Origin of the sequence: Arthrobacter wenxiniae (assembly GCF_013376105.1) — a bacterium.
Lineage (GTDB): Bacteria > Actinomycetota > Actinomycetes > Actinomycetales > Micrococcaceae > Specibacter > Specibacter wenxiniae.
The window spans coordinates 1-20,188 of record NZ_JAAMFM010000011.1 but is presented as its reverse complement, the minus strand read 5'-3'; the positions used below and the strand labels follow the sequence as shown (position 1 = coordinate 20,188).

The window sequence follows — 20,188 nt, the reverse complement described above, 5'->3', positions numbered from 1 at the left end:
CAGGCATGCCGCCTAGGAGATCATGGCCCGCCGGGCGCTGTCGGTGCGCTGGGCGGGGTTGCCGATCCGAAGCTCAACGGCGAGCACCGTCACCTTGGTGGGCCCCACCAGCACCGGGTTGAATTCCACCCACGCAATCTCCGGGTGTTCGTCCTTCATCAGCCCCACCCGGGCCACGAGGTCCTCCAGCGCGGCCACGTTGCCGGCCGGCAGCCCGGCATAGCCAAACAGCCTGGTTGCTGCGCGCGGGGACCGGACCAGGTCCGCCGCGTCCCCGGCGGACAGCGGCGGCACCCGGTGGGCCCAGTCGTCCAGCAGGTTCACGGCGTCGCCGGAAAGGCCGAAGGACACCACGGGGCCCAGCAGCGGATCCTCGATGGCCCGCAGGGTGCAGGACTGCCCCACTTCGGCCATGCTCTGGACCTCCAGGCCGGCCGCCCCGTAGGGTTCCAGGAGCTTGCGCATTTGGGCGATGTTCCGGCGCAGCGACGCGGCGTTTTCAATGTTGATCCGCACCCCGCCCAGGTCCAGCCGGTGCCGCAGGGCCGTGTCGAGGGTCTTGATGGCAACGGGCCAGCCGAGCCGTTCGGCGGCCGCCACTGCGTCGTCTTCGGTGCTGAACGGGACGGATTCCAGCACGCGGATGCCATAGTGTCCCAGCAGCCGGCCCGTGCGGGCGGAATCCAGGGTCAGCAGGCCGTCGCCGTCGACGCCCCCCAGCCATTCCTCGAGCAGCGCTGCCGCCGCTTCCGTGTCCACCCCGGGCAGCGGGTCGAAGACAGGCGTTTCCAGGGTCAGCCACTTCGCGTAGCGCGTGACGGCCGCGAGGGCGGCTATGGCCGTGCCGGGGCTCGCAAAGCACGGGAGCCCCCCGGCCAGCTGCCGGTCGACCCGGATGCGGGTGTCAACGATGCCGCAGAACGCCGCCACTACCGGCTTGCCCGACTCCTGGGAGCAGGCCTGGAGGGTCGCGGCAATGTTCTCAACGGTGAGCCCGGGAACGGGCAGCAGCGTGACAATGGCCGAGTCCGTGCGCGGCTGGGCCAGCGCCTCCAGGACGGCCCGCCGCAGCAGGGGCAGGGCCCGGGACTGGCCAGTGTCCAGCTCCAGTCCGGCCGCGACGTGCGTGACCGTCAGGCCGCGCTGTTCCGCGGCGTCCCCGACCACGGCACCCAGGGCCAGCGAGTTGCCGAGGATGGCCAGCCCGGGCCCCTTGGGCAGGGCCTGGCCGGTGACTATCTGGGCGACGTCGGCCAGTTCCTCGATGGTGTTGACGCGGATGACGCCGGACTGGCGGAGCATGGCGTCCAGGGCGCCGGACGGCGCCTGCGTGGTGCGGACGGCATGGCCCGGGGGCAGGCGCAGCCCAATGGTGTCCGACTTCGCCACGATCACCGGCTTGGTGCGGGCCAGGCGGCGTGAGATGCGGGCGAACTTGCGCGGGTTGCCGATGGATTCCAGGTACAGCCCGCAGGAGGTGGTGTTGGGGTCGTCCTCCCAGAACTGCATGAGGTCGTTGCCGGAGACGTCGGCCCGGTTTCCGGCGGACAGCACGGTGGAGAGTCCCACCTCGCGGCGGCTCAGCGACGCGTAGAGGGAGGCGCCCAGGGCCGCGGACTGGCTAAAGACGCCCAGCCCCCCGCGCAGGGGCAGTTTCGGCGCCAGGGAGGCGTTCAGCGAGACGGCCGGGTCCGTGTTGGCCAGCCCGAGGGAGGCCGGGCCAACCAGCCGCATGCCGTTCGCCCTGGCCTGGCGCACCAGGGCCCGCTGGCGGGCGAGGCCGGCCTCGCCGTCGTCGGCAAATCCCGAGGTGGCGATGACCACACCCTTCACCCCTGCCGCCCCGCACTGGTCCACGACGGCCGCAACCTGGTCATACGGCACCGCGACCACGGCCAGGTCCACGGGGCCGGGCACCTCGGCAACGGTGGCGTAGGGCATCATGCCGGCAACCTCCAGGGCCTCCTTGTTGACGGCGTAAACCGGGCCGGCAAAGCCGCCCTCCACGACATTTTCCAGCAGCTGCCTGCCCAGGCTCCCCTGCCCCCGGCCGGCCCCGATGACGGCCACGGAGGCAGGCGTCACCAGGGCGGCGACGCTGCGGGCCTCTGCCCGGTGTTCCCGGGACGCCATGACTGCGCGGGATTTCTCCGTGGGGTCGATATCGAAGGCGAGGGAGACCACGCCGTCGTCAAATTGGCGGTGGACCTCGTAGCCGGCGTCGGAAAAGACCTGGAGCATCTTGCGGTTTTCGGGCAGGACCTCGGCGGTGAACTTGTCGATGCCGTTTTCGCGGGCCGCGGCCGCAAGGTGCTCCAGCAGGATGGAGCCCAGGCCGCGGCCCTGCTCCGAATCCGAGACGTTGAACGCCACCTCGGCCTCGGCGGGGTTGTCGAGGCGGTCGTAGCGGCCGATCCCGATGATGCGGTCGCGGTGTGTGATGACAAAGGCCACCCGGTCGCGGTAGTCCAGCTCGGTGAAGCGGCGCAGCTCCTTGGACGTCAGCTTGGACTTGTAGGTGAAGAAGCGCAGGTAGATGGAGGTCTGCGACTGTGCCATGTGGAAGGCCTGCACGGCGTCGGCGTCGGCCGGGGTCATGGGCCGCAAATGGCCGGTTGCCCCGTCGCGCAGCACGACATCGGCCTCCCAATGTGCCGGATAAACGGGTGCGTGCCCTGGCTTCACCATAGAATCACTGTACCGACATGTTTCCCTTTGCAGGGCCCTGCCGGACTGCAACACCCGCCACACTGATAGGAACCCCCGCCGCCATGGCCAAGCGCCAACCACCTGTAGACGATGACTTCACGGAAAACATTGTTGAAATTGATGTTTCCAGCGAAATGGAAGGCTCCTTCCTGGAGTACGCCTATTCGGTGATCTATTCGCGCGCCCTGCCGGACGCCCGCGACGGGCTCAAGCCGGTGCAGCGGCGCATTCTCTACATGATGAGCGAGATGGGCCTGCGCCCGGAAAAGGGCCATGTCAAGAGCGCCCGCGTGGTGGGCGAGGTCATGGGCAAGCTCCACCCGCACGGCGACACGGCCATCTACGACACCATGGTGCGCATGGCCCAGGACTTCTCCCTTCGCCTGCCGCTCATTGATGGGCACGGCAACTTTGGCTCGCTCGACGACGGCCCGGCGGCCCCCCGCTACACGGAGGCCCGGATGGCCGCCGCGGCCCTGGAGCTGACGGGCAACCTGGGCGAAGACGTGGTGGACTTTGTGCCCAGCTACGACAACGAGATGACCCAGCCCTCCGTGCTGCCTGCCGCGTTCCCCAATCTTTTGGTCAACGGCGCCAGCGGGATCGCGGTGGGCATGGCGACGAACATGGCCCCGCACAACCTTGGCGAAGTCATTGCCGCCACCCAGCACCTGATCGCCAACCCGGACGCCACACTCGAGGACATCATGGCGTACGTGCCCGGCCCCGACCTGCCGTCGGGCGGGCGCATTGTGGGGCTGGACGGCATCCGCGATGCCTATGCCACGGGTCGCGGCTCCTTCAAGACGCGGGCCAAGATCGCCGTCGAACAGCTCTCGGCGCGGCGCACCGGCCTGGTGGTCACGGAGCTGCCGTACCTGGTGGGCCCGGAAAAGCTCTTTGAAAAGATCAAGGAGGCCGTGAACGCCAAGAAGCTCGCCGGCATTGCCGACCTTGTCGACCTTTCAGACCGCAAGCACGGCATGCGCCTGGTCATCGAGATCAAGAACGGCTTCAACCCGGCCGCCGTCATGGCCCAGCTCTACCGGTACACGCCCATGGAGGATTCCTTCGGTATCAACAATGTCTGCCTGGTGGACGGTCAGCCGCAAACCCTGGGCCTGGTGGAGCTGCTGCAGGTGTTCCTCTCCCACCGCATCGACGTGGTGCGACGACGCACCGCGTTCCGTCTGGGCAAGAAGAACGACCGCCTGCACCTGGTGGAGGGCATGCTGCTGGCCATCGTGGACATCGATGAGGTCATCCAGGTCATCCGCAGCTCGGACGAGGTGGCCGCCGCCCGCGAACGTCTCATGTCCATCTACGACCTCTCCGAAATCCAGGCCAACTACATCCTTGACCTGCAGCTGCGCCGCCTCACCAAGTTTTCCGTGGTGGAACTGGAAGCCGAGCGCGACGACCTCCGCCGCGAAATTGAGTCGCTCGAGGCGGTCCTGGCCTCCAGGGAGCTGTTGCACCAGCTGGTCTCGGACGAACTGGGCGAGGTGGCCGCCAAGTACTCCACATCACGCCGCACCGTGCTTCTCGAGTCGGAGGCGATGGCGCCGTCGGTCGCCAAGGCGCTGGCCGCGGCCGGACCCGCGGGCAAGGGAAAGGTGGCACCCTTGGCCCTCGAAATTGCCGACGACCCCTGCTGGGTGCTGCTCAGCGCGTCGGGCCAGATCGCGCGGACCTCCCACGCCGAACCCCTCGCCGACACCGGGGCGCGGGGCCGGCACGACGTCTATTCGTCCGTGCTGAAGACGACGGCCCGCGCCGAAATTGGCGCACTGACGTCGCTGGGCCGGATGCTGCGCCTGCAGGTCGTGGACATGCCGGTGCTGCCCCCCACCAACGCCCTGCCCAACCTGGCCGGCGGCGTAGCGGCCAAGGAGTTCATCACCCTCAGCAAGGGGGAGAGCCTGGTGGGCTTTGTCCCGCTCAACGCCACGTTTGCCGTGGGCACCGCCCAGGGCGTGGTCAAGCGGGTTACGCCCGAATACCCGCTGAACCGGGACGAGTGGGAGTACATCTCCCTCAAGCCCAAGGACTCTGTGGTCGGCGCCGCGGTGGCCGCGGACGACGACGATCTCGTCTTCATCACGCAGGGCGCGCAGCTGCTTCGGTACAGCGCCGCCAACGTACGCCCGCAGGGCCGCACGGCCGGCGGCATGGCGGGCATCAAGCTGGGGGACGGCGACGCCGTGCTCAGCTTCACCGCGGCGTCCGGCACCGACCCCGACGCCGTGGTGGTCACGGTGGCGGGCGGCCAGGACGCGCTGCCGGGGACACCGTCGGGCAGCGCCAAGGTCACGGCCCTCTCCGAGTACCCGGTCAAGGGCCGTGCCACCGGCGGTGTCCGCGCCCACAGGTTCCTCAAGGGCGAGGACCGGCTGACGGTCGCCTGGGCGGGCCACGGCCCCGCGAAGGCGTCCACCTCCACCGGCGTGGTGCGCGCATTGCCCGTGGAGCACGGGCACCGGGACGGCTCAGGCGTGGCCCTGTCCGCGGCCATCGACCTGGTGGGCCCGAGTCTGAATCGAAGCGGCGGCGTTGCAGCCGACGCGGCATCCAACGGCGGTGGAGGGGACGGCGGGGGCGGTTCAGGGGGCGGGGCCACCGCGCCAGTTGCGACAGCAAACGCCGTATCCAGGCGCGCGCCGTCCGCTGATCCGTCCCCCATTCCGGAGGCCACCCAGGAGGCGTTCGAGCTGCCCACGGATTGAACCCCACGCCCTCCCACCAATCGCACGCCCGCACCGGGCCCCTCGGGCGCGTGGGCCCAACGCCCTCCCACCGCTCGCCAGCCCGCACCGGGCCCCTCGGGCGCGTGGACCCAAACGGCGTGGCCTTGCGCCCCGGCATAGACTGGCCCCATGGCGATAATTCCCGACGAAAAAGACTGGATCTGGGTGCTGTCCAAGCCGTGCCCCGAGTGCGGGTTCGATGCCTCAAGCGTTACACCGGCAACAGCCGCGACCACGATCCCCGCGCTGCTGCCGCGCTGGCAGCAAGCGCTCAAGCGCGCCGGGGTTGAGGACAGGCCTGATGACTCAACCTGGTCCGTCCTCGAGTACGCCGCGCACGTCCGCGACGTCTTTGACGTCTTCACCGGACGCCTTGAATTGATGTTGTCCCGGGAGAATCCAACGTTCCCCAACTGGGATCAGGACCAAGCCGCGCTGGAGGGCGGGTACCCGTCGCTGGATCCTCGGCAGGTTTCGGCGGACCTGGTTCAAAACGGCGAGGACGCGGCAGCGGCCTTCGCGGCGGTTACGCCCGAACAGTGGGGCAGGCGCGGGCTGCGCAGCAACGGCTCCGAGTTCACTGTCCTGACCCTTTCCGGCTACTTTATGCACGATGTGATCCACCACCTAAACGACGTCAGCGCCTGAGCCTGGACACGCGGGCCGCCACGAAATACCGCGCGACTGCCTGGCAGGGGGTTGTTTAGAAGGGGCAGGGTTCGTCTGTTTGGGTGGTGATGTAGGTGCGGCCGGTGGGTGTGGTGGTTTTGGTTTGGCGGGGGCCATGGGGTTCGATTGTCCAGCCGGTGTCCGGGTTGTCCTTGAGATGGTGGCAGTAGGGGTCGCGTGGGCGGAGGTTTTCGACGCTGGTTTCGCCTGGGGGCAGGGGGGTGCCGTCGGGTGCGTGGGTGGTTCGCCAGAAGGGGATGGTGTGGTCGAGGTCGCAGCTCGCGGCGGGGTGGTCGCAGCCGATGCCGGTGCAGACGGGGTCGCGGCGGCGCACTTCGGCGGCGATGTCCGCGGGCGGGCGGTAGCGTTGGCGGCCGACAGTGAGCCGGGCCCGGGTGGCGGGGTCGGTGAGGAGGCGTTCCCAGAAGGGGGAGCCGGCGGCGAGTTCGCGGGCCTGGCCCGGTGGGATGGGGCCGTAGCCTTCGAGATGGCCGGGTTCCTCGGAGCGGCCAAGGAGGGTCAGGGCGGGGACGGTGACGCAGATCGTTGCGGGGATTCGCCCTTCGTGCCAAGACTCCGGCACCGGGCCGCCACCGCAGCCTCCGCCGTTGCGGCCGCCACTTTCGCTGTCACGGTTTCCGCCCGCCCCGGTGTCGCTGCCGTTGTCACGGTTCCGGCCGCTTTCCCCGCCGTCGTGGTCATGGTTTCCGCTGCGGGCGTTTTCTTGGTTGCGGTTTCCGGCGGTGGTGGGGTTGGTGTGGTGGATGGCGTTGTGGATGAGGTCCAGGAAGGTGTCGGCGAGGTAGTTGTTCAGGGACCGGGAGGGCCGGCCGGTGGGGGTCGTGGCGGTGCTGGGCGTCCCGCCGGGGCCGGTGCCTTCGCGTTGGGCGTGGCGGGCCCAGGCCTCCAGGGAGTCGTAGAGGGATTTCGCCGGGGCGGCGTCCAGGACGGCGGTGAGTTGGGCCATGCCGTCGGGCAGGGCGGTGAACCAGACGCGGCGTTCGGCCCGGGCGCGTTCGTGGCGCTCTGCGAGGGGTTCGGGGTTGTGCAGTTGGGCAAGGCGGCGGATGCGGCGGGTGAGGGCTCGCGGGTTGGCGCGCGCGGCCCCGGGCAGAAACAGCGGTTCGATCAGGGACTGGACGGCGGCGGGGACGTTGTCCACGCCGGCGAGGATGGCCCGGATCCGGGCCGTGTCCAGCAGGCCCTGGCGGTAGAGGCTGGTGGTGGCGGGCAGGTTGCGGGCGAGGATTTCGGCGTTATCGAGCAGCTGCTGCGCGGTACCGATGCCCACTGCGTGCACGGCCATGATTTCCGCCGCCGCATACCGGGACCGGTGGGCGGCCGCGCCCGGGTTTGTCCCGCCGGCTGAGCACTCGGCCCCCTGTTCCCCGTCCAGTGTCTGGCCGGGGGGTGTGGGGATGGCGGGTGTTTCGCTGGCGAGTGGGGGCCGGCGGGTGGAGAACACGGCCAGGGCGCCGTCCTGCATGGCGCGGGCGAACGCGGCGAGCCGGTTCGCGGCGTGGATGAAGTCCAGCAGGTCGTTCTCCCCGAGCCGGTGCGGGTCCAGGTGTGCCAGGGCGTCGGCGACGGCGACCGGGGACCAGGCCACCCCGGCCGGGCTGTGGGGCCGTGGCGCCTCGGGCAGGTCCGGGACCGCGGCCCGCACGGCCCGCACCCGGCCCAGGTCCGCCGGGCCCGGCAGCAGCGACACGGCAGGGTCGCATTGGCCCGGATCCGCCCACGGCGCATCCGGCATTGGAAACGGAAACGACACGGGCCCGGTTGTGGCTGCGGTCTCGCGCGGGGCATCCCAGGGAAGGTCCTCCTCCGGCATGGATGCGATCAGCGCGGCGATGTCCGCGTCAGAGGGCCAGCCCTCCTCCGCGGCGGCGGCGAGTTGCCGGGCGCATTCGGCCCCGCCTGTGGCCGGGAACGGCTCGCCCGCGTACGGGTCTGAGACAATCAGCGCCGCCAGCGCCGTATCGGACACAACATCCCCGGCCGGCAGCCCACAGAAGGGCGGGCCGGGGGCGGGCGGGCCGCCGTGGACACCGTCCCGCCGGGCAGCGGGGCCGGCCCCCGGACCGGCCCTGCCGGGAACGGCGCTCCCAACCGGGACCGAGGAAGCAGTGCCGGGCGCCACGCCAGCCGAGGAAGCAGTGCCGGGCGCCACGCCAGCCGAGGAAGCAGTGCCGGGCGCCACGCCAGCCGAGGAAGCAGTGCCGGGCGCCACGCCAGCCGAGGAAGCAGTGCCGGGCGCCACGCCAGCCGAGGAAGCAGTGCCGGAAGCTGCCGGGGCCGACGGCACGGGGCGGGGCACCTCCGGCCGGTGGCTGGGGGTTTGATCCAAAAGAGACGGTCCGGCGGGGGTGGAATCCCCGGTGCTGCCGGGCCGGTCAATCATGCCCATGTATCAATAATAGTACAAATAACCTATCAGTGGTGGAAATTCTAGAATATATTCTCTATTTATTTACAGCCAAAAACGGGCGCCGCGTGCCGGGGTCTCGACAGGCTCGGCCGGCGGCGATTCGGGTTTGCCCCGCGGGTGTGGACGCCGGCCGGCTCACGCATCCAATGGTTTGTCCCACGCCAGCGTGCGGCGCAGCGGCCGGTACCCCATGCGCTCGTAGAGAACCAGCGCGCCTGTGGGGTTTTCCGTGTCGACGTCCAGGCAGGCGTGGTCCATGCCCGCCCTCGTGTACCGGGCCATCGCATCGGAGAGAAGTGCCGCGGCAATACCGCGGCCGCGCCAGGCCCGGCGAACGCCCAGCAGCTCTGTGTAGCCCTCCTCGCGTCCTTCCCTGGAAAAGCGTTCGGGATCGTACAGGGAAAGCTGGTACCCAGCCACGTCACCGGTTGCTGCGTCCAACGCCACTGCCGACCACGCCGGCCGGAGATCGTCGTTCGCAAGGAGCATCCCCCATTGCTGCACGCTGCGCGGTTCGGATCCCCAGTGGTCGGCAAAGGCCTCGTTGTGCGCCAGCCGCACGGCCTCGGCCAGCTGGGGCGTAAACGGCACAATGCGGATGCCTGCCGGCGCCGGCACGACGGGAGCACCGGCCAGCGGACGCAGCATCTCGGAGTAGTACCGGACTACGGCATAACCGGCTGCTCGTAGCAGCGCGGCATGCGCGGAGCCGCCCTCGTGCGTGTGGGTGCGCACCAGGGGCCCCGCCTGCCCGTCTTCGGCAAACCTGGCCCGGACCCGGGCTTCCAACCACCTCAGCAGGGACGAGCCGATGCCCCGGCGCTGCCACTGCGGGTCCACGCCACCAAACACCACCGCCTTGGCGCCCGCCGGGTTTTTCGACACCCGGGCGAATGCGCGTACAGCGCCGGTACCGTCAAATCCCGCCACGGTGTTCAGGGCTGCGGGATTGGCATCGTCCATGAAGTGCGCGGCCAATTCCGACCGGGAATCATGCCACGGCGCGTTCTCGGCGGAAGCGATCCGCTCAACCACCGCCAGCCATTCGTCGAGGTCCCCAATGCCAAGGGCACGGAAAGTCAGCCCGTCAGCGGCGGGCACCGGCACGTCGTCGGCGTTCCCCATCCCCCCAGCCTAAACGGCGGCGCCCTCGCGCACCACGGATTCCGCGCCCTCCCCCAGCGCGAGGCGGGTGTCCCCGCCCGCGGCAAGGGCGCCGTCGTGCGTGACCATGACGACAGCGGCGCCGGTGAGAGCCCTGCGCAGCTCCCGCACCAGCACCTCCGCCTCGTCGCCGCCCAGGTGAGCCGTCGGTTCGTCGAGAAGCACGACGCCGGCCCCCGCCACGAGCGTGCGGGCCACCGACACCCTGGTCCGCTGGCCGCCGGAGAGGTGATGGCCGCCCGGGCCCACGCGCGTTCCCAGGCCGTCCGGCAGGCCGCGGTACCAGGGCCCCAGCCCCACGGTATCCAGGGCGCGTTCCAGCTCAGCGTCGTCCGGGGCATCGGCGGAGGGGCGGGCCAGGGCCAGGTTGGAACGGAGCGTGGAGTTGAACAGATAGGACTCCTGCGGGCACCAGGCCACCTGCCGCAGCGCCCCGGTGCCGGCCGGCTTGTCGTTAAGCGTGTAGCTGCCGCGCTCGGGCGTGAGGAAGCCGAGCAGCACGGCGAGCAGCGTGGACTTGCCCGAGCCCGACGGCCCGCTGACGGTCCACCAGCGTCCGCGTTCGGTGCCGCCGCTGACACCCTCAAACACAGGCGCGGGTGCGTCCGGATACCGGGCCGTGACGTTCCTGAGTCGCAGCGAGGAGACAGGAAGGAAAGCCGGCGTTTCCCCGTCCTCGTTGCCGGTGGTGGTGCGGGCACGGGCGCCCTTGACGTTGCCGAGGGGGGCGTCAACGAGGGTGGAACGGCCGCCGTCAAGCAGCGGCATGGTCCTGGCCATCATGGATCCCAGCACGGGCAGCTGCTGCACCGCTTCCAGGTACTGCCCGAGCGGCTCCGCCAGGGCCAGCATGAGCAGCGCGGCAACGGCGGCGGCGCGGGGGTCGGCGCCGGAGCCAATCACGGCAGCTGACGCGGCCACTGCCGCGAGGGACGTCAGCAGCGCGACGCCCGCCTGCCCCAGCCCGCTGGTCCAGGCCAGGCGGCGCAGCGGTGCGGAAACCGTCAGGTCGCGGTTCGCGAAGTTGCGGGCCGCCGGCTCCCCCACGCCGTTGGCGTGCAGCTGGTCCGCGGCGGCCAGGAGGGTTGTCGTCCGGCTGGCCAGCCAGGAGCGGTGCACGGCGGCCGCGGCGGCTGCCCGCCGTTGGGCCGTGTAGACCGCTGCGGGCAGGACCAGCAGCGCCAGCACGCCCAGGACGGCGACGGGAAGTGCGGCCGCGGGCGCCAGCCAGATGACGGCGGCGAATATGGACAGGTAGGAAAGCACGGCCGAGGGAATCGGCACCACGGCGCGTGGAAGCGCGTCCCGGAGTTCGTCGACGTCCGCGATCAGCGTGCCGAGCGAGCCGCCCGAGCGCGTCAGCCGGCCCCAGTGCCGGACATTGGCGCCCAATGCGTCCCAGAGGTCGAGGCGCAGCCCGGCTGCCCAGCGGAACACGGAATCGTGGGTCAGGAGGCGTTCGCTGTACCGCAGCACTGAACGTCCCACCCCGAAGGCTCGGACCCCCACAATCAAGACCATGAGATACATGATGGGAGGCTGGGCGGCGGCCCACACGATGAGCCAGCCGGAGATGCCGGACAAGGCCGCCGCGCTCAGCGTGGCAAGCGCGGACACCAGCACGCCGGCGGCGAACCGGGGCGAACGCCACGGCAGACGCCGGAGCCACTGCCAGCGGAACGCCGCGGCGGCTTCCGGTACAGGTGCGGGGGCCGCGGCCGCGGCAGTGACAACGGGGTCACCCTGCCGTGCCCGCAGCGGGCCGCCCCCGTCGACGCTGCGCGCCTCGACGGGGGCGCCGTCGCCGCTCAACAGGGCTGCCAGCTTGGGGTCATGCGTGGCCACCACCAGGGCCACGGTCCCGCGCAGTGAGGCCAGTGCCTGCCGCACGGCCGCGGCGGACACGGAATCAAGGTGGGCGGTGGGTTCGTCGAGGAGGGCCAGTTCCACGGCGGGGTCGCCGGCGATCCGGGCCAGGGCGCGGGCCACGGCCGCCCTGCGCAACTCGCCGGGACTGCACTCCAGCGGCGAACGCCCGGCCAGATGGGCGGCGTTGACCCGGGCCAGTGCCGCATCCACGGCGGCGGCGGGAACGGGCAGGTCGTTGGGCCCGCCTGCGTAGAGGGCCACGTCCGCGGCCACGGTGTCCTCGGTGAAGACCGGATGCTGCGACACCCACACGGTGCTGCCCGGCGCTGGACGCTGAAGGCTGCCGGCCACGTCAGCGCCCGCCAGAGGCCCGGCCAGGGCGGCCAGTGCGGTGGTCTTGCCCGTGCCGCTGGGGCCCTGGAGCACCAGGACGCCGCCGTGCGGGACCCGCGCGGTGAACCCGGACAGCGCCGGTTCCGCGCGGCCGGGATAGGACACGGAAAGGCCGGCAGCACACACCACGAATTTTCCGGCGTCGTGCCGGGAACGGTGCGCGGCAGCGTTGCGCATGCTCCCTGCATTCCCTGCGCAGGCCGTCGGTGCCCCCTCGGGCACGTCGGCGTCCGAAGTGGCCGCCAGGCCGGTGGCACCCCCGGCTTTGAGGATTTCATTGACCCGGCGCAGGGCCTCCACGCCGTCCTCGCTGCCGTGGTGGGCGGCGCCGACGTCGCGCAGGGGGCGGAAGCACTCGGGTGCCAGCATGAGGGCGAGCAGGCCGGCCTCGAGGGTCATGTCCCCGGCCACGAGCCGCACGCCAATGAACACGGCCACGACGGCCACGGAGATGGTGCTGATCAATTCCAGGGCCATGGAGGAGAGGAATGCCGTGCGCAACGTCGCCATGGTGGACTTGCGGTACTCCTCCGAGACGTCGGCCAGTGCCTGGCGCTGCGCCCCGGCACGGCGCAGGCCCACGAGCACGGGCAGGCCGCGGGCCAGCTCCAGCAGGTGGTTGGAAAGCCTGTCAAGGCCTTGGGCGGCCCGCTCCACACGGTCCTGGGTGTGAAAGCCGATCAGGATCATGAACACGGGGACCAGTGGCAGCGTCAGGACCACAATGAGTGCGCTGACCCAGTCCGTCAGGAGGATTTGCAGCCCCACGGCGGCCGGCAGCACGGCGCAGGAAACGAGCGCGGGGAGGTAGGCGGTGAAGTAGGTGTCAAGACCGTCAAGGCCGCGGCTGGCGAGCATTGCCTCGGCTCCCGTGCCTGCGCCGGGCGCTCCGCCGCCCAGCCGGTGTGCCACGAGGCGGCCACGCAATTCCTCCTTGGTGCCAAGTGCGGCCCGCCGGGCCAGGACTTGCTGGCCCCACGCCGCGCCGGCGAGCAGTACCGCGCCCGCGATGCCCTGGACGGCCAGCCGCCCCACCCCGGGCTGCGCCCCGCCGGCCCATACTGCCAGCGCATGGGCCAGGGCGCCCATGAGCAGCACCAGGGCCACGGCCTTCAGTGCGGCCAGCCCTGCGAGCCCGGCGAGGGCGGTGCGGGTGTGCCTGCCCGGGGGAAGCGCGGGGCGGGCCATGCTAGCTGCCCCCCGCTGCGGCCGCCGCCGCGTCCCCACGTCCGACGGCGGGGGCGAAGTCGTGCGGTTCGGGCAGGTGTGCGGTGCTGATGCGCTTGCGGAAGATCCAGTAGGTCCAAGCCTGGTAGGCCAGCACAAGGGGCACGCCCACGGCGGCCACGATGGACATCAGGCCCAGCGTGTAGGGAGACGAGGACGCATTGGCGATCGTAAGGTTCCAGGCGGGGTTGAGCGTGGAAGGCAGCACCACGGGGAACACGCCGCTGAAGATTGTGGAGCTGCCCAGCAGCAGGAATGCGCCGAGGGCCAAGAAGCTCAGGCCCTCGCGGCCCCTGAGGTTGGCGGCCCAGGCCACAGCCGCGGCAGCCACGGCCACGGCCAGCAGCACCCAGCTGAACCACTTGCCGTTGGACACTGCCACGGCAATGGCCCACACGGCCAGCGGCAGCAACGCCACGGCCAGCCAGCGCCCGACCAGGCGGCGGGCGCGGAGGCGGACGTCGCCGTCGGTCTTCAGGGCCAGGAAGGCGGCGGCCTGCAGGAGGCAGAAGGCCACCACCGCCATCCCGCCCAGCACGGCATACCAGGTGAACCAGGCGAATGGCCCGCCAACGCGGTCGCCGTTGGCATCCAGGGGCAGGCCCGTGGTGGTCAGGGCCAGCATCGCGCCGATCCCGAACGCGGCCACCAGCGAGCCGATCCCGATGGCCCAGTCCCACACGCGGCGCCAGGTGTCGTGGTGCACCTTGCCACGGTATTCAAAGGCCACGGCCCGGAAGATGAGCGCCAGCAGCACGAACACCAGCGGGATGTACAGGCTGGAAAACAGCGAGGCGTACCAGAACGGAAACGCCGCAAACGTGGCGCCGCCGGCCGTGATCAGCCAGACCTCGTTGCCGTCCCAGACCGGGCCCACGGTGTTCAGCAGCAGGCGCCGCTCCTTTTCGTCACGGGCAAAGACCTTCATGAGCATTCCCACGCCAAGGTCGAATCCCTCCAGGAAGAGGTATCCGGTCCACAGCACGGCAATGAGAATAAACCACAGGGTGGGGAGGAAGTCCATCGTTCAGTCCTTAGGTCCAGGCGGGATAGGTTCGGCGGCGGGCATCAACGGCCGCAAGGCCGGCGGGCGTCAGTACGCAAAGGCGAGCACATCGTCGCCGTCCCCGTCCGGGGCGTCGCCGCGGTCGCCCTCCCCGCCGGGGGCGTGCCCCAGCTCGGGCATGGCGGAGGGCACACCGCCGCGGATGTACTTGGCGAGCAGCGCCACCTCGACCACCAGCAGGACGGCGTACACGCTGGCGAGAGCCGCCAGGGAGAAGATCATCTCCCCCGCGGAGACGCCCGGTGAGACGGCGGCGGCGGTGAACATGAACACCTGGTCGATGCCGGACATGGAGGGATTCGGTGCCACGACGAACGGCTGTCGGCCCATTTCGGTGAAAATCCAGCCGGCGGCGTTGGCACCGAAGGGGGCCAGGATGCCCAGCAGCGCCAGCCGCATGATCCACTTGGGACGCGGCACGGTGCCCTTGCGCGTGGCAAAGAGCGCCACGGCCGAGGCCAGTGCGGCCAGCCCGCCAAAGCCGATCATCATGCGGAAGCCCCAGTAGGTGACGGGCATGACGGGGACGTAGTTGATGGGCTGTCCGGCGCGGTCGCCGTAGATGGGGTTGTCCGGGACGTTGGTGCCGTACTTGGCCTGGTACTCCGGCACGAGGGTGTTGACGCCCTTGATGTCGGTGGTGAAGTCGTTGTGCGCCAGGAAGGAGAGGAGGCCGGGTATTTCCATGACGGCGACCACCTTGGAGCAGTCGCGGCTGCTGAGGTCCCCGATGGACAGGACGGAGAAGCTGGTGCCGTCGTGGCAGGCGGCCTCGGCGGCGGCCATCTTCATGGGCTGCTGCTCGAACATGAGCTTGCCCGACATGTCGCCGGACACGGCGGATCCGGCAAAGGCGATCATGGCCACCACGGCGCCAATCCGCAGCGACTTGATCCAGACGGAGTGGTCAAGCTTGCTGCGGCCGGGGATGGTGTCCGATTCGCCGACAACGACGCGGCCCGCGGCGTCCACGGTGTCAATGCCGTCGTGGCGGCGCCGCCACAGGTGGTACCAGGAAATGCCAAGCAGGAATGCGCCGGCCACCGCCAGGGCGCCGGTGATGGTGTGGAAGAAGGCCACGAGGGCGGTGTTGTTGGTGAAGACGGCCCAGGCGTCCACCATGTGCGGGTAGCCGTCCACCATCTTCACCCCGACAGGGTGCTGCATCCAGGAGTTGGCCACCAGGATGAAGTAGGCCGAGACGACGGAACCGCAGACGGCAATCCACAGGCAGGCCAGGTGCACTTTTGCCGGCAGCTTCTTCCAGCCAAAGATCCACAGGCCCAGGAACGTGGACTCAACAAAGAATGCCAGCAGCGATTCCATGGCCAGCGGAGCGCCAAACACGTCGCCAACGAAGCGGCTGTACTGGCTCCAGGCCATGCCGAACTGGAACTCCTGGACGATCCCGGTGGCCACGCCCATGATGAAGTTGATCAGGAACAGCTTGCCCCAAAACTTCGTGGCGCGAAGGTACTCCTCCCGCCCGGTACGGTGCCACACTGTTTGCAGCACAGCCACGAGCAGCCCGAGCCCAATGGTCAGGGGCACCATCAAAAAGTGGTAGACCGTGACGATCCCGAACTGCCACCGGGCAATGTCCAGAGCTTCCATTCACTTCCCTCAATCCAAGAGTTGCACCGCGCCAGCGGAACCAATTCTACGACTCGTAGAACTCTAAGTTCTACCCCGCGTAGAACATTGCTGTCAAAAGCTGTACATTGGTCTCGGAAGCACTTTGTTGGGCAATCGAATAGAAGGATCTTGCATGGCAACTCTTGGGGACCTGGAACGGGCTGTGATGGACCTTTTATGGGAACATCCCGAGGCCATCACGGCCAACACGCTGCGTGACCTGCTCTCGCAGCGGCCCTCCGCGACCGAGGCGGATTCGCGGCCGCTGGCCGTGACCACCGTCCTCACCGTGCTGTCACGGCTGGAGAAGAAGGGTCTGGTGGAGCGTGAACGCGCCACCCGCCCGCACCGCTACCGTGCCGTGACGAGCCGCGCCGACCACACGGCCGAGCTCATGCTCGAGGTGCTCGGCTCCGCACCCGACCGGGAGGCCGTCCTGGCGCGGTTCATCGGCACGGTCAGCGAAGGCGAGGCCGAAACCCTGCGCAAGCTGCTGGGCCGCGACTGAGCGCGCACCTGCCGTTGCGCAGGCGGTAGCCTTAAGACATGTTCTGGACCTCGTGGTTCCTCGCGGCCCTGGCAATCACCTTGGCTTGGCCCGCTCCCGTGCTCCTCTCGCGCGCCGGGTGGCCTGCGCGGGCCCCGTTCTCGGCCATGGTGCTCTGGCAGGCCATTGCCCTGGCCGGCGGACTGTCGATGATCGGGGCCATGCTCTGCTACGGCCTGGTGCCGCTGGGCGGCAGCCTCTCCTCCGGCCTGCACGGGCTGCTGCGCGTGGTCTCGGGGCAACAGTCGCTGGACACGCTGGGGCCGGTCCATGCCTTCGCCCTCAGTGCCGCGGCCCTGCTCTCCGCCCACCTGGTCTTCACCCTGTGGCTGACGTATTTCCGCATCAACCGCCAGCGCAGCCGCCACCGGGACCTGCTGAACCTGCTCAGCTCCCCCTCACGCGACCGCCCGGACACCCTGGTCATCAACCATGAGGCGCCAGTGGCCTACTGCCTGCCCGGCGGCTCCCGCTCGGTGACGGTGCTCTCCGACGGGCTCATGACGCTCCTCTCGCCCGAGGAACTGCACGCGGTCCTGCTCCACGAGCAGACGCACCTGGCCCAGCGCCACCACCTGCTGCTGTGGGCCTTCGCGGCCTGGCGATCCGCCCTGCCGTGGCTGCCGACATCGCGCCTGGCGCAGCGCGCCGTGTCATCCCTCATTGAGATAATGGCCGACGACGTGGCCTTGCGTTCCGTGGGAAAGTCCACCCTGGTGGCGGCCATCGCCCTGGTCGCCAGCGGCCCCGCACGGCTGCCGGCCGCGGAGCTGGTGGGCGGCGGGGCGGAGCAGATCGACACGCCCGCGACGACGTCGGCGCGACTGGGCAGGCTGCTCACCCCGGCCCCGGCACTGGGTGCGGGAACGCAGGCGGCGGTGGTCGCCGCGGCGCTTCTCCTGCTGGCAGTGCCCACGGCCCTGCTGCTGGTGCCGGGGATCCTCGCCTGACAGTCCCCCCATCCCTCGGTTGCAATCGGGGCACTTCTACCCAACCCTCCCGCAGTTTTGTGAGGGAGGGTTGGTGGATGTTCGCCCGTTTGCAACCGGGCGTTTAAGGAAACAGCCCCGATTGCGCGGGAGCGATGGGGAATACAGCCCCGATTGCAACCGAGGGTTGCTCGGGTGTCAGGCGTCGATGCGGTCTGCATCCAGATGTTCGCTGCCGGCCACAATGAATTCCTTGCGGGGGGCCACTTCGGCACCCATGAGCAGCTCAAAGGTGTGTTCGGCGCGGTCGGCGTCGGCGCTGGTCACCCGGCGCAGCATGCGGTGGCGCGGGTCCATGGTGGTCTCGGCCAGCTGTTCCGCGTCCATCTCGCCCAGGCCCTTGTAGCGCTGGATCGGCTTCTTGTAGGCCTTTCCCGACTTCTCCAACTTGGCCAGCAGCCCGTGCAGCTCCTTTTCGGAGTAGGTGTAGACCATCTCATTGGCCTTGGAGCCGGCGTGGACGATCTCCACCCGGTGCAGGGGCGGGACGGCCGCATAGACGTTGCCGGCGTCGACCATGGGGCGCATGTAGCGGAAGAACAGGGTCAGCAGCAGCGTGCGGATGTGGGCACCGTCGACGTCGGCGTCGGTCATGAGGATGACCTTGCCGTAGCGGGCGGCGCCCAGGTCAAAGCTGCGTCCGGAACCGGCGCCCACCACCTGGATCAGGGCGGCGCATTCGGCGTTGGCCAGCATGTCGCCCACGGAGGCCTTTTGGACGTTGAGGATCTTGCCGCGGATCGGCAGCAGCGCCTGGAAGTCCGAGGACCGGGCCAGCTTCGCCGTGCCCAGGGCGCTGTCGCCCTCCACAATGAACAGTTCGCTCTTGTTGACGTCATTGCTGCGGCAGTCGGCCAGCTTGGTGGGCAGCGACGAGGTCTCCAGCGCGTTCTTGCGGCGCTGGGTCTCCTTGTGCACGCGGGCCGAAATGCGCGACTTCATCTCCGAGACCACTTTTTCCAGCAGGGTGGCGGCCTGGATCTTCTCGCCGCGGGCCGTGGATTCCAGCTTGGCCTTCAGTTCCTTTTCCACCACCTTGGCCACAATGGCCTTGACGGCGGGGGTGCCCAGGATTTCCTTCGTCTGGCCCTCGAACTGCGGCTCGGCCAGGCGGACGGTGAGCACGGCGGTCATCCCCGCCATGACGTCGTCCTTTTCAATCTTGTCATTGCCGGCCTTGAGCTTGCGCGCGTTGGCCTCGACCACCTTGCGGAAAGTCTTCAGGAGCGCCTGTTCAAAGCCCTCCTGGTGGCGCCCGCCCTTGGGCGTGGCAATGATGTTCACAAAGCTGCGCATGGTGGTGTCGTAGCCCACGCCCCAGCGCAGGGCGATGTCCACCTCGCAGTCCCGTTCCACCGCCGTGCTTTCCAGGTGCCCGGACGCGTTGAGGACCGGCACGGTCTCGGTGAACGTGCCGTGGCCCTGCAGGCGCCAGATGTCGGTGACGGAGCCGCCCACCGAAAGGAAGTCGACAAACTCGGAGAGGCCGCCGTCGTGGTGGAACACCTCCTCGTGGGGTGCGAACTCACCTGGGGAGCCGGGCACGCGCCGTTCGTCGCGGACCGTGATTTTCAGCCCGGGCACCAGGAAGGAGGTCTGGCGGGCGCGGGAGACCAGTTCCTCGTAGGAGAACTTCGCGTCGGGGGTGAAGATCTGCCGGTCCGCCCAGTAGCGGATGCGGGTGCCCGTGACCCCGCGCTTCGTGGTGCCAACCACGTCCAGGCTGGATTTGTCGGTGAACGGCGTGAAGACGGCGTCGGGGCCCACGGACTTGCCGGAGTCGTTGAAGTGGCCGGGCTCGCCGCGCCGGAAGCTCATCTGGTGCGTCTTGCCGCCGCGGTCCACCTGGGCGTCCATGCGGGCGGACAGGGCGTTCACCACGCTGGCGCCCACGCCGTGGAGGCCGCCGGAAGCCGCGTAGGAGGTGCCGCCGAACTTGCCGCCGGCATGAAGCTTGGTCAGCACCACCTCCAGGCCGGTGAGGCCCGTCTTGGGTTCCACGTCCACGGGGATGCCGCGGCCGTCGTCGTGCACCTCAACGGAGTTGTCCTTGTGCAGGACCACCTTGATGTTCTGCCCGAAGCCGGCGAGGGCCTCGTCAACGGAGTTGTCAATGATCTCCCACAGGCAGTGCATGAGGCCGCGCGAGTCGGTGGAGCCGATGTACATGCCGGGGCGCTTCCGAACCGCCTCCAGCCCCTCCAGCACGGAGAGGTGGCGGGCGTTGTAATCGGAATTCATTCGTGCCACGGCTGGCTTGCTCCTTGTGACGGTGACGGTGCTCGGCTGACGATGCGGGGCCCTCAAAAGAAGGCGCGCCCACTCAAGGTTAACGCTTGGCGGTCGGCATTCCGGACAGGCATGCCGCGGGGGCGGGCGCTACGCGGTAAGCGAAAGTGCGCCGTGGCTGGCATGCGCGGTGCCCAATTGATGGTTGTATGAAGTACAGGAACTAGAGAAGGAGGCCATGATGACTACCACCGCCATTGCCAGCCGCGAGCTGGACACGATGGACCGTTGCGACCGTTGTGGCGCACAAGCCTATGTCCGTGTTGTCCTGGAATCCTCCGGGGGCGAGCTGCTTTTTTGCGGACACCACGCCCGCGCCGTCGAGACTTCCCTGAAGCCACTCTCCTCGGAGTGGCACGACGAGACCGCGCGCCTGAACGCCAAGGAACCAGTTTCCGTCGACTAGCTTGAACGTTCACCAAGAGGGCCCCGGATGTTCCGGGGCCCTCTTTT

13 protein-coding genes are annotated in these 20,188 nt (G+C 69.4%); 6 read left to right on the top strand and 7 right to left on the bottom strand.

What is annotated here, in order from left to right:
- Positions 1-12 precede the first annotated feature (12 nt).
- On the bottom strand, positions 13-2,688 hold the full coding sequence (locus tag G6034_RS09140) for a bifunctional acetate--CoA ligase family protein/GNAT family N-acetyltransferase (RefSeq protein WP_176634808.1): 2,676 nt from the start codon (positions 2,686-2,688) through the stop codon (positions 13-15).
- 83 nt (positions 2,689-2,771) lie between these two features.
- Between G6034_RS09140 and G6034_RS09135 the strand changes: the two genes are divergently transcribed.
- Positions 2,772-5,435 (top strand): DNA gyrase/topoisomerase IV subunit A, encoded by a 2,664-nt coding sequence (locus tag G6034_RS09135; protein WP_176634807.1) that lies wholly within the window; start codon positions 2,772-2,774, stop codon positions 5,433-5,435.
- A gap of 150 nt (positions 5,436-5,585) precedes the next feature.
- Entirely contained in the window at positions 5,586-6,104 is a 519-nt protein-coding gene (locus G6034_RS09130; protein WP_176634806.1) for a DinB family protein, read from the top strand.
- A gap of 55 nt (positions 6,105-6,159) precedes the next feature.
- Here the strand turns inward: G6034_RS09130 and G6034_RS20115 are convergent, their stop codons facing one another.
- Entirely contained in the window at positions 6,160-8,115 is a 1,956-nt protein-coding gene (locus G6034_RS20115; protein WP_176634805.1) for a DUF222 domain-containing protein, read from the bottom strand.
- 139 nt (positions 8,116-8,254) lie between these two features.
- Between G6034_RS20115 and G6034_RS09120 the strand changes: the two genes are divergently transcribed.
- Positions 8,255-8,470 (top strand): hypothetical protein, encoded by a 216-nt coding sequence (locus tag G6034_RS09120; protein WP_176634804.1) that lies wholly within the window; start codon positions 8,255-8,257, stop codon positions 8,468-8,470.
- Positions 8,471-8,691: 221 nt separating this feature from the next.
- Here G6034_RS09120 and G6034_RS09115 read toward each other — a convergent pair whose 3' ends face one another.
- From G6034_RS09115 to G6034_RS09100, 4 genes are all read right to left on the bottom strand, one after another.
- A complete protein-coding gene (locus G6034_RS09115) occupies positions 8,692-9,681 on the bottom strand; it encodes a GNAT family N-acetyltransferase (RefSeq protein WP_176634803.1) in 990 nt (329 codons plus the stop codon).
- Between the two features lie 9 nt (positions 9,682-9,690).
- Positions 9,691-13,170, bottom strand: coding sequence for a thiol reductant ABC exporter subunit CydC (gene cydC, locus G6034_RS09110; RefSeq protein ID WP_176634802.1), 3,480 nt, complete (start codon positions 13,168-13,170; stop codon positions 9,691-9,693).
- Position 13,171: 1 nt separating this feature from the next.
- Complete coding sequence (gene cydB, locus G6034_RS09105; RefSeq protein WP_176634801.1) at positions 13,172-14,233, bottom strand: cytochrome d ubiquinol oxidase subunit II; 1,062 nt, start codon at positions 14,231-14,233, stop codon at positions 13,172-13,174.
- 69 nt (positions 14,234-14,302) lie between these two features.
- Positions 14,303-15,889 carry a cytochrome ubiquinol oxidase subunit I gene (locus tag G6034_RS09100; protein ID WP_176634800.1) on the bottom strand — a complete coding sequence of 529 codons (1,587 nt, stop codon included), beginning with the start codon at positions 15,887-15,889 and terminating at the stop codon, positions 14,303-14,305.
- 154 nt (positions 15,890-16,043) lie between these two features.
- On the opposite strand from G6034_RS09100, the gene G6034_RS09095 reads away from it, so the two are divergent.
- Together G6034_RS09095 and G6034_RS09090 are read left to right on the top strand one after the other, a co-directional pair.
- Positions 16,044-16,418, top strand: coding sequence for a BlaI/MecI/CopY family transcriptional regulator (locus G6034_RS09095; protein ID WP_176634799.1), 375 nt, complete (start codon positions 16,044-16,046; stop codon positions 16,416-16,418).
- A gap of 38 nt (positions 16,419-16,456) precedes the next feature.
- A complete protein-coding gene (locus G6034_RS09090; protein ID WP_176634798.1) occupies positions 16,457-17,407 on the top strand; it encodes a M56 family metallopeptidase in 951 nt (316 codons plus the stop codon).
- Positions 17,408-17,584: 177 nt separating this feature from the next.
- On the opposite strand, the gene G6034_RS09085 is transcribed toward G6034_RS09090, so the two are convergent.
- The gene (locus tag G6034_RS09085) at positions 17,585-19,687 is read right to left on the bottom strand and encodes a DNA gyrase/topoisomerase IV subunit B (protein WP_176634879.1); all 2,103 of its coding nucleotides are present in this window, start codon (positions 19,685-19,687) and stop codon (positions 17,585-17,587) included.
- Between the two features lie 229 nt (positions 19,688-19,916).
- Between G6034_RS09085 and G6034_RS09080 the strand changes: the two genes are divergently transcribed.
- Positions 19,917-20,141: a DUF7455 domain-containing protein gene (locus tag G6034_RS09080; RefSeq protein WP_176634878.1), complete on the top strand. Its 225-nt coding sequence runs from the start codon at positions 19,917-19,919 to the stop codon at positions 20,139-20,141.
- The last annotated feature ends 47 nt before the right edge of the window (positions 20,142-20,188 follow it).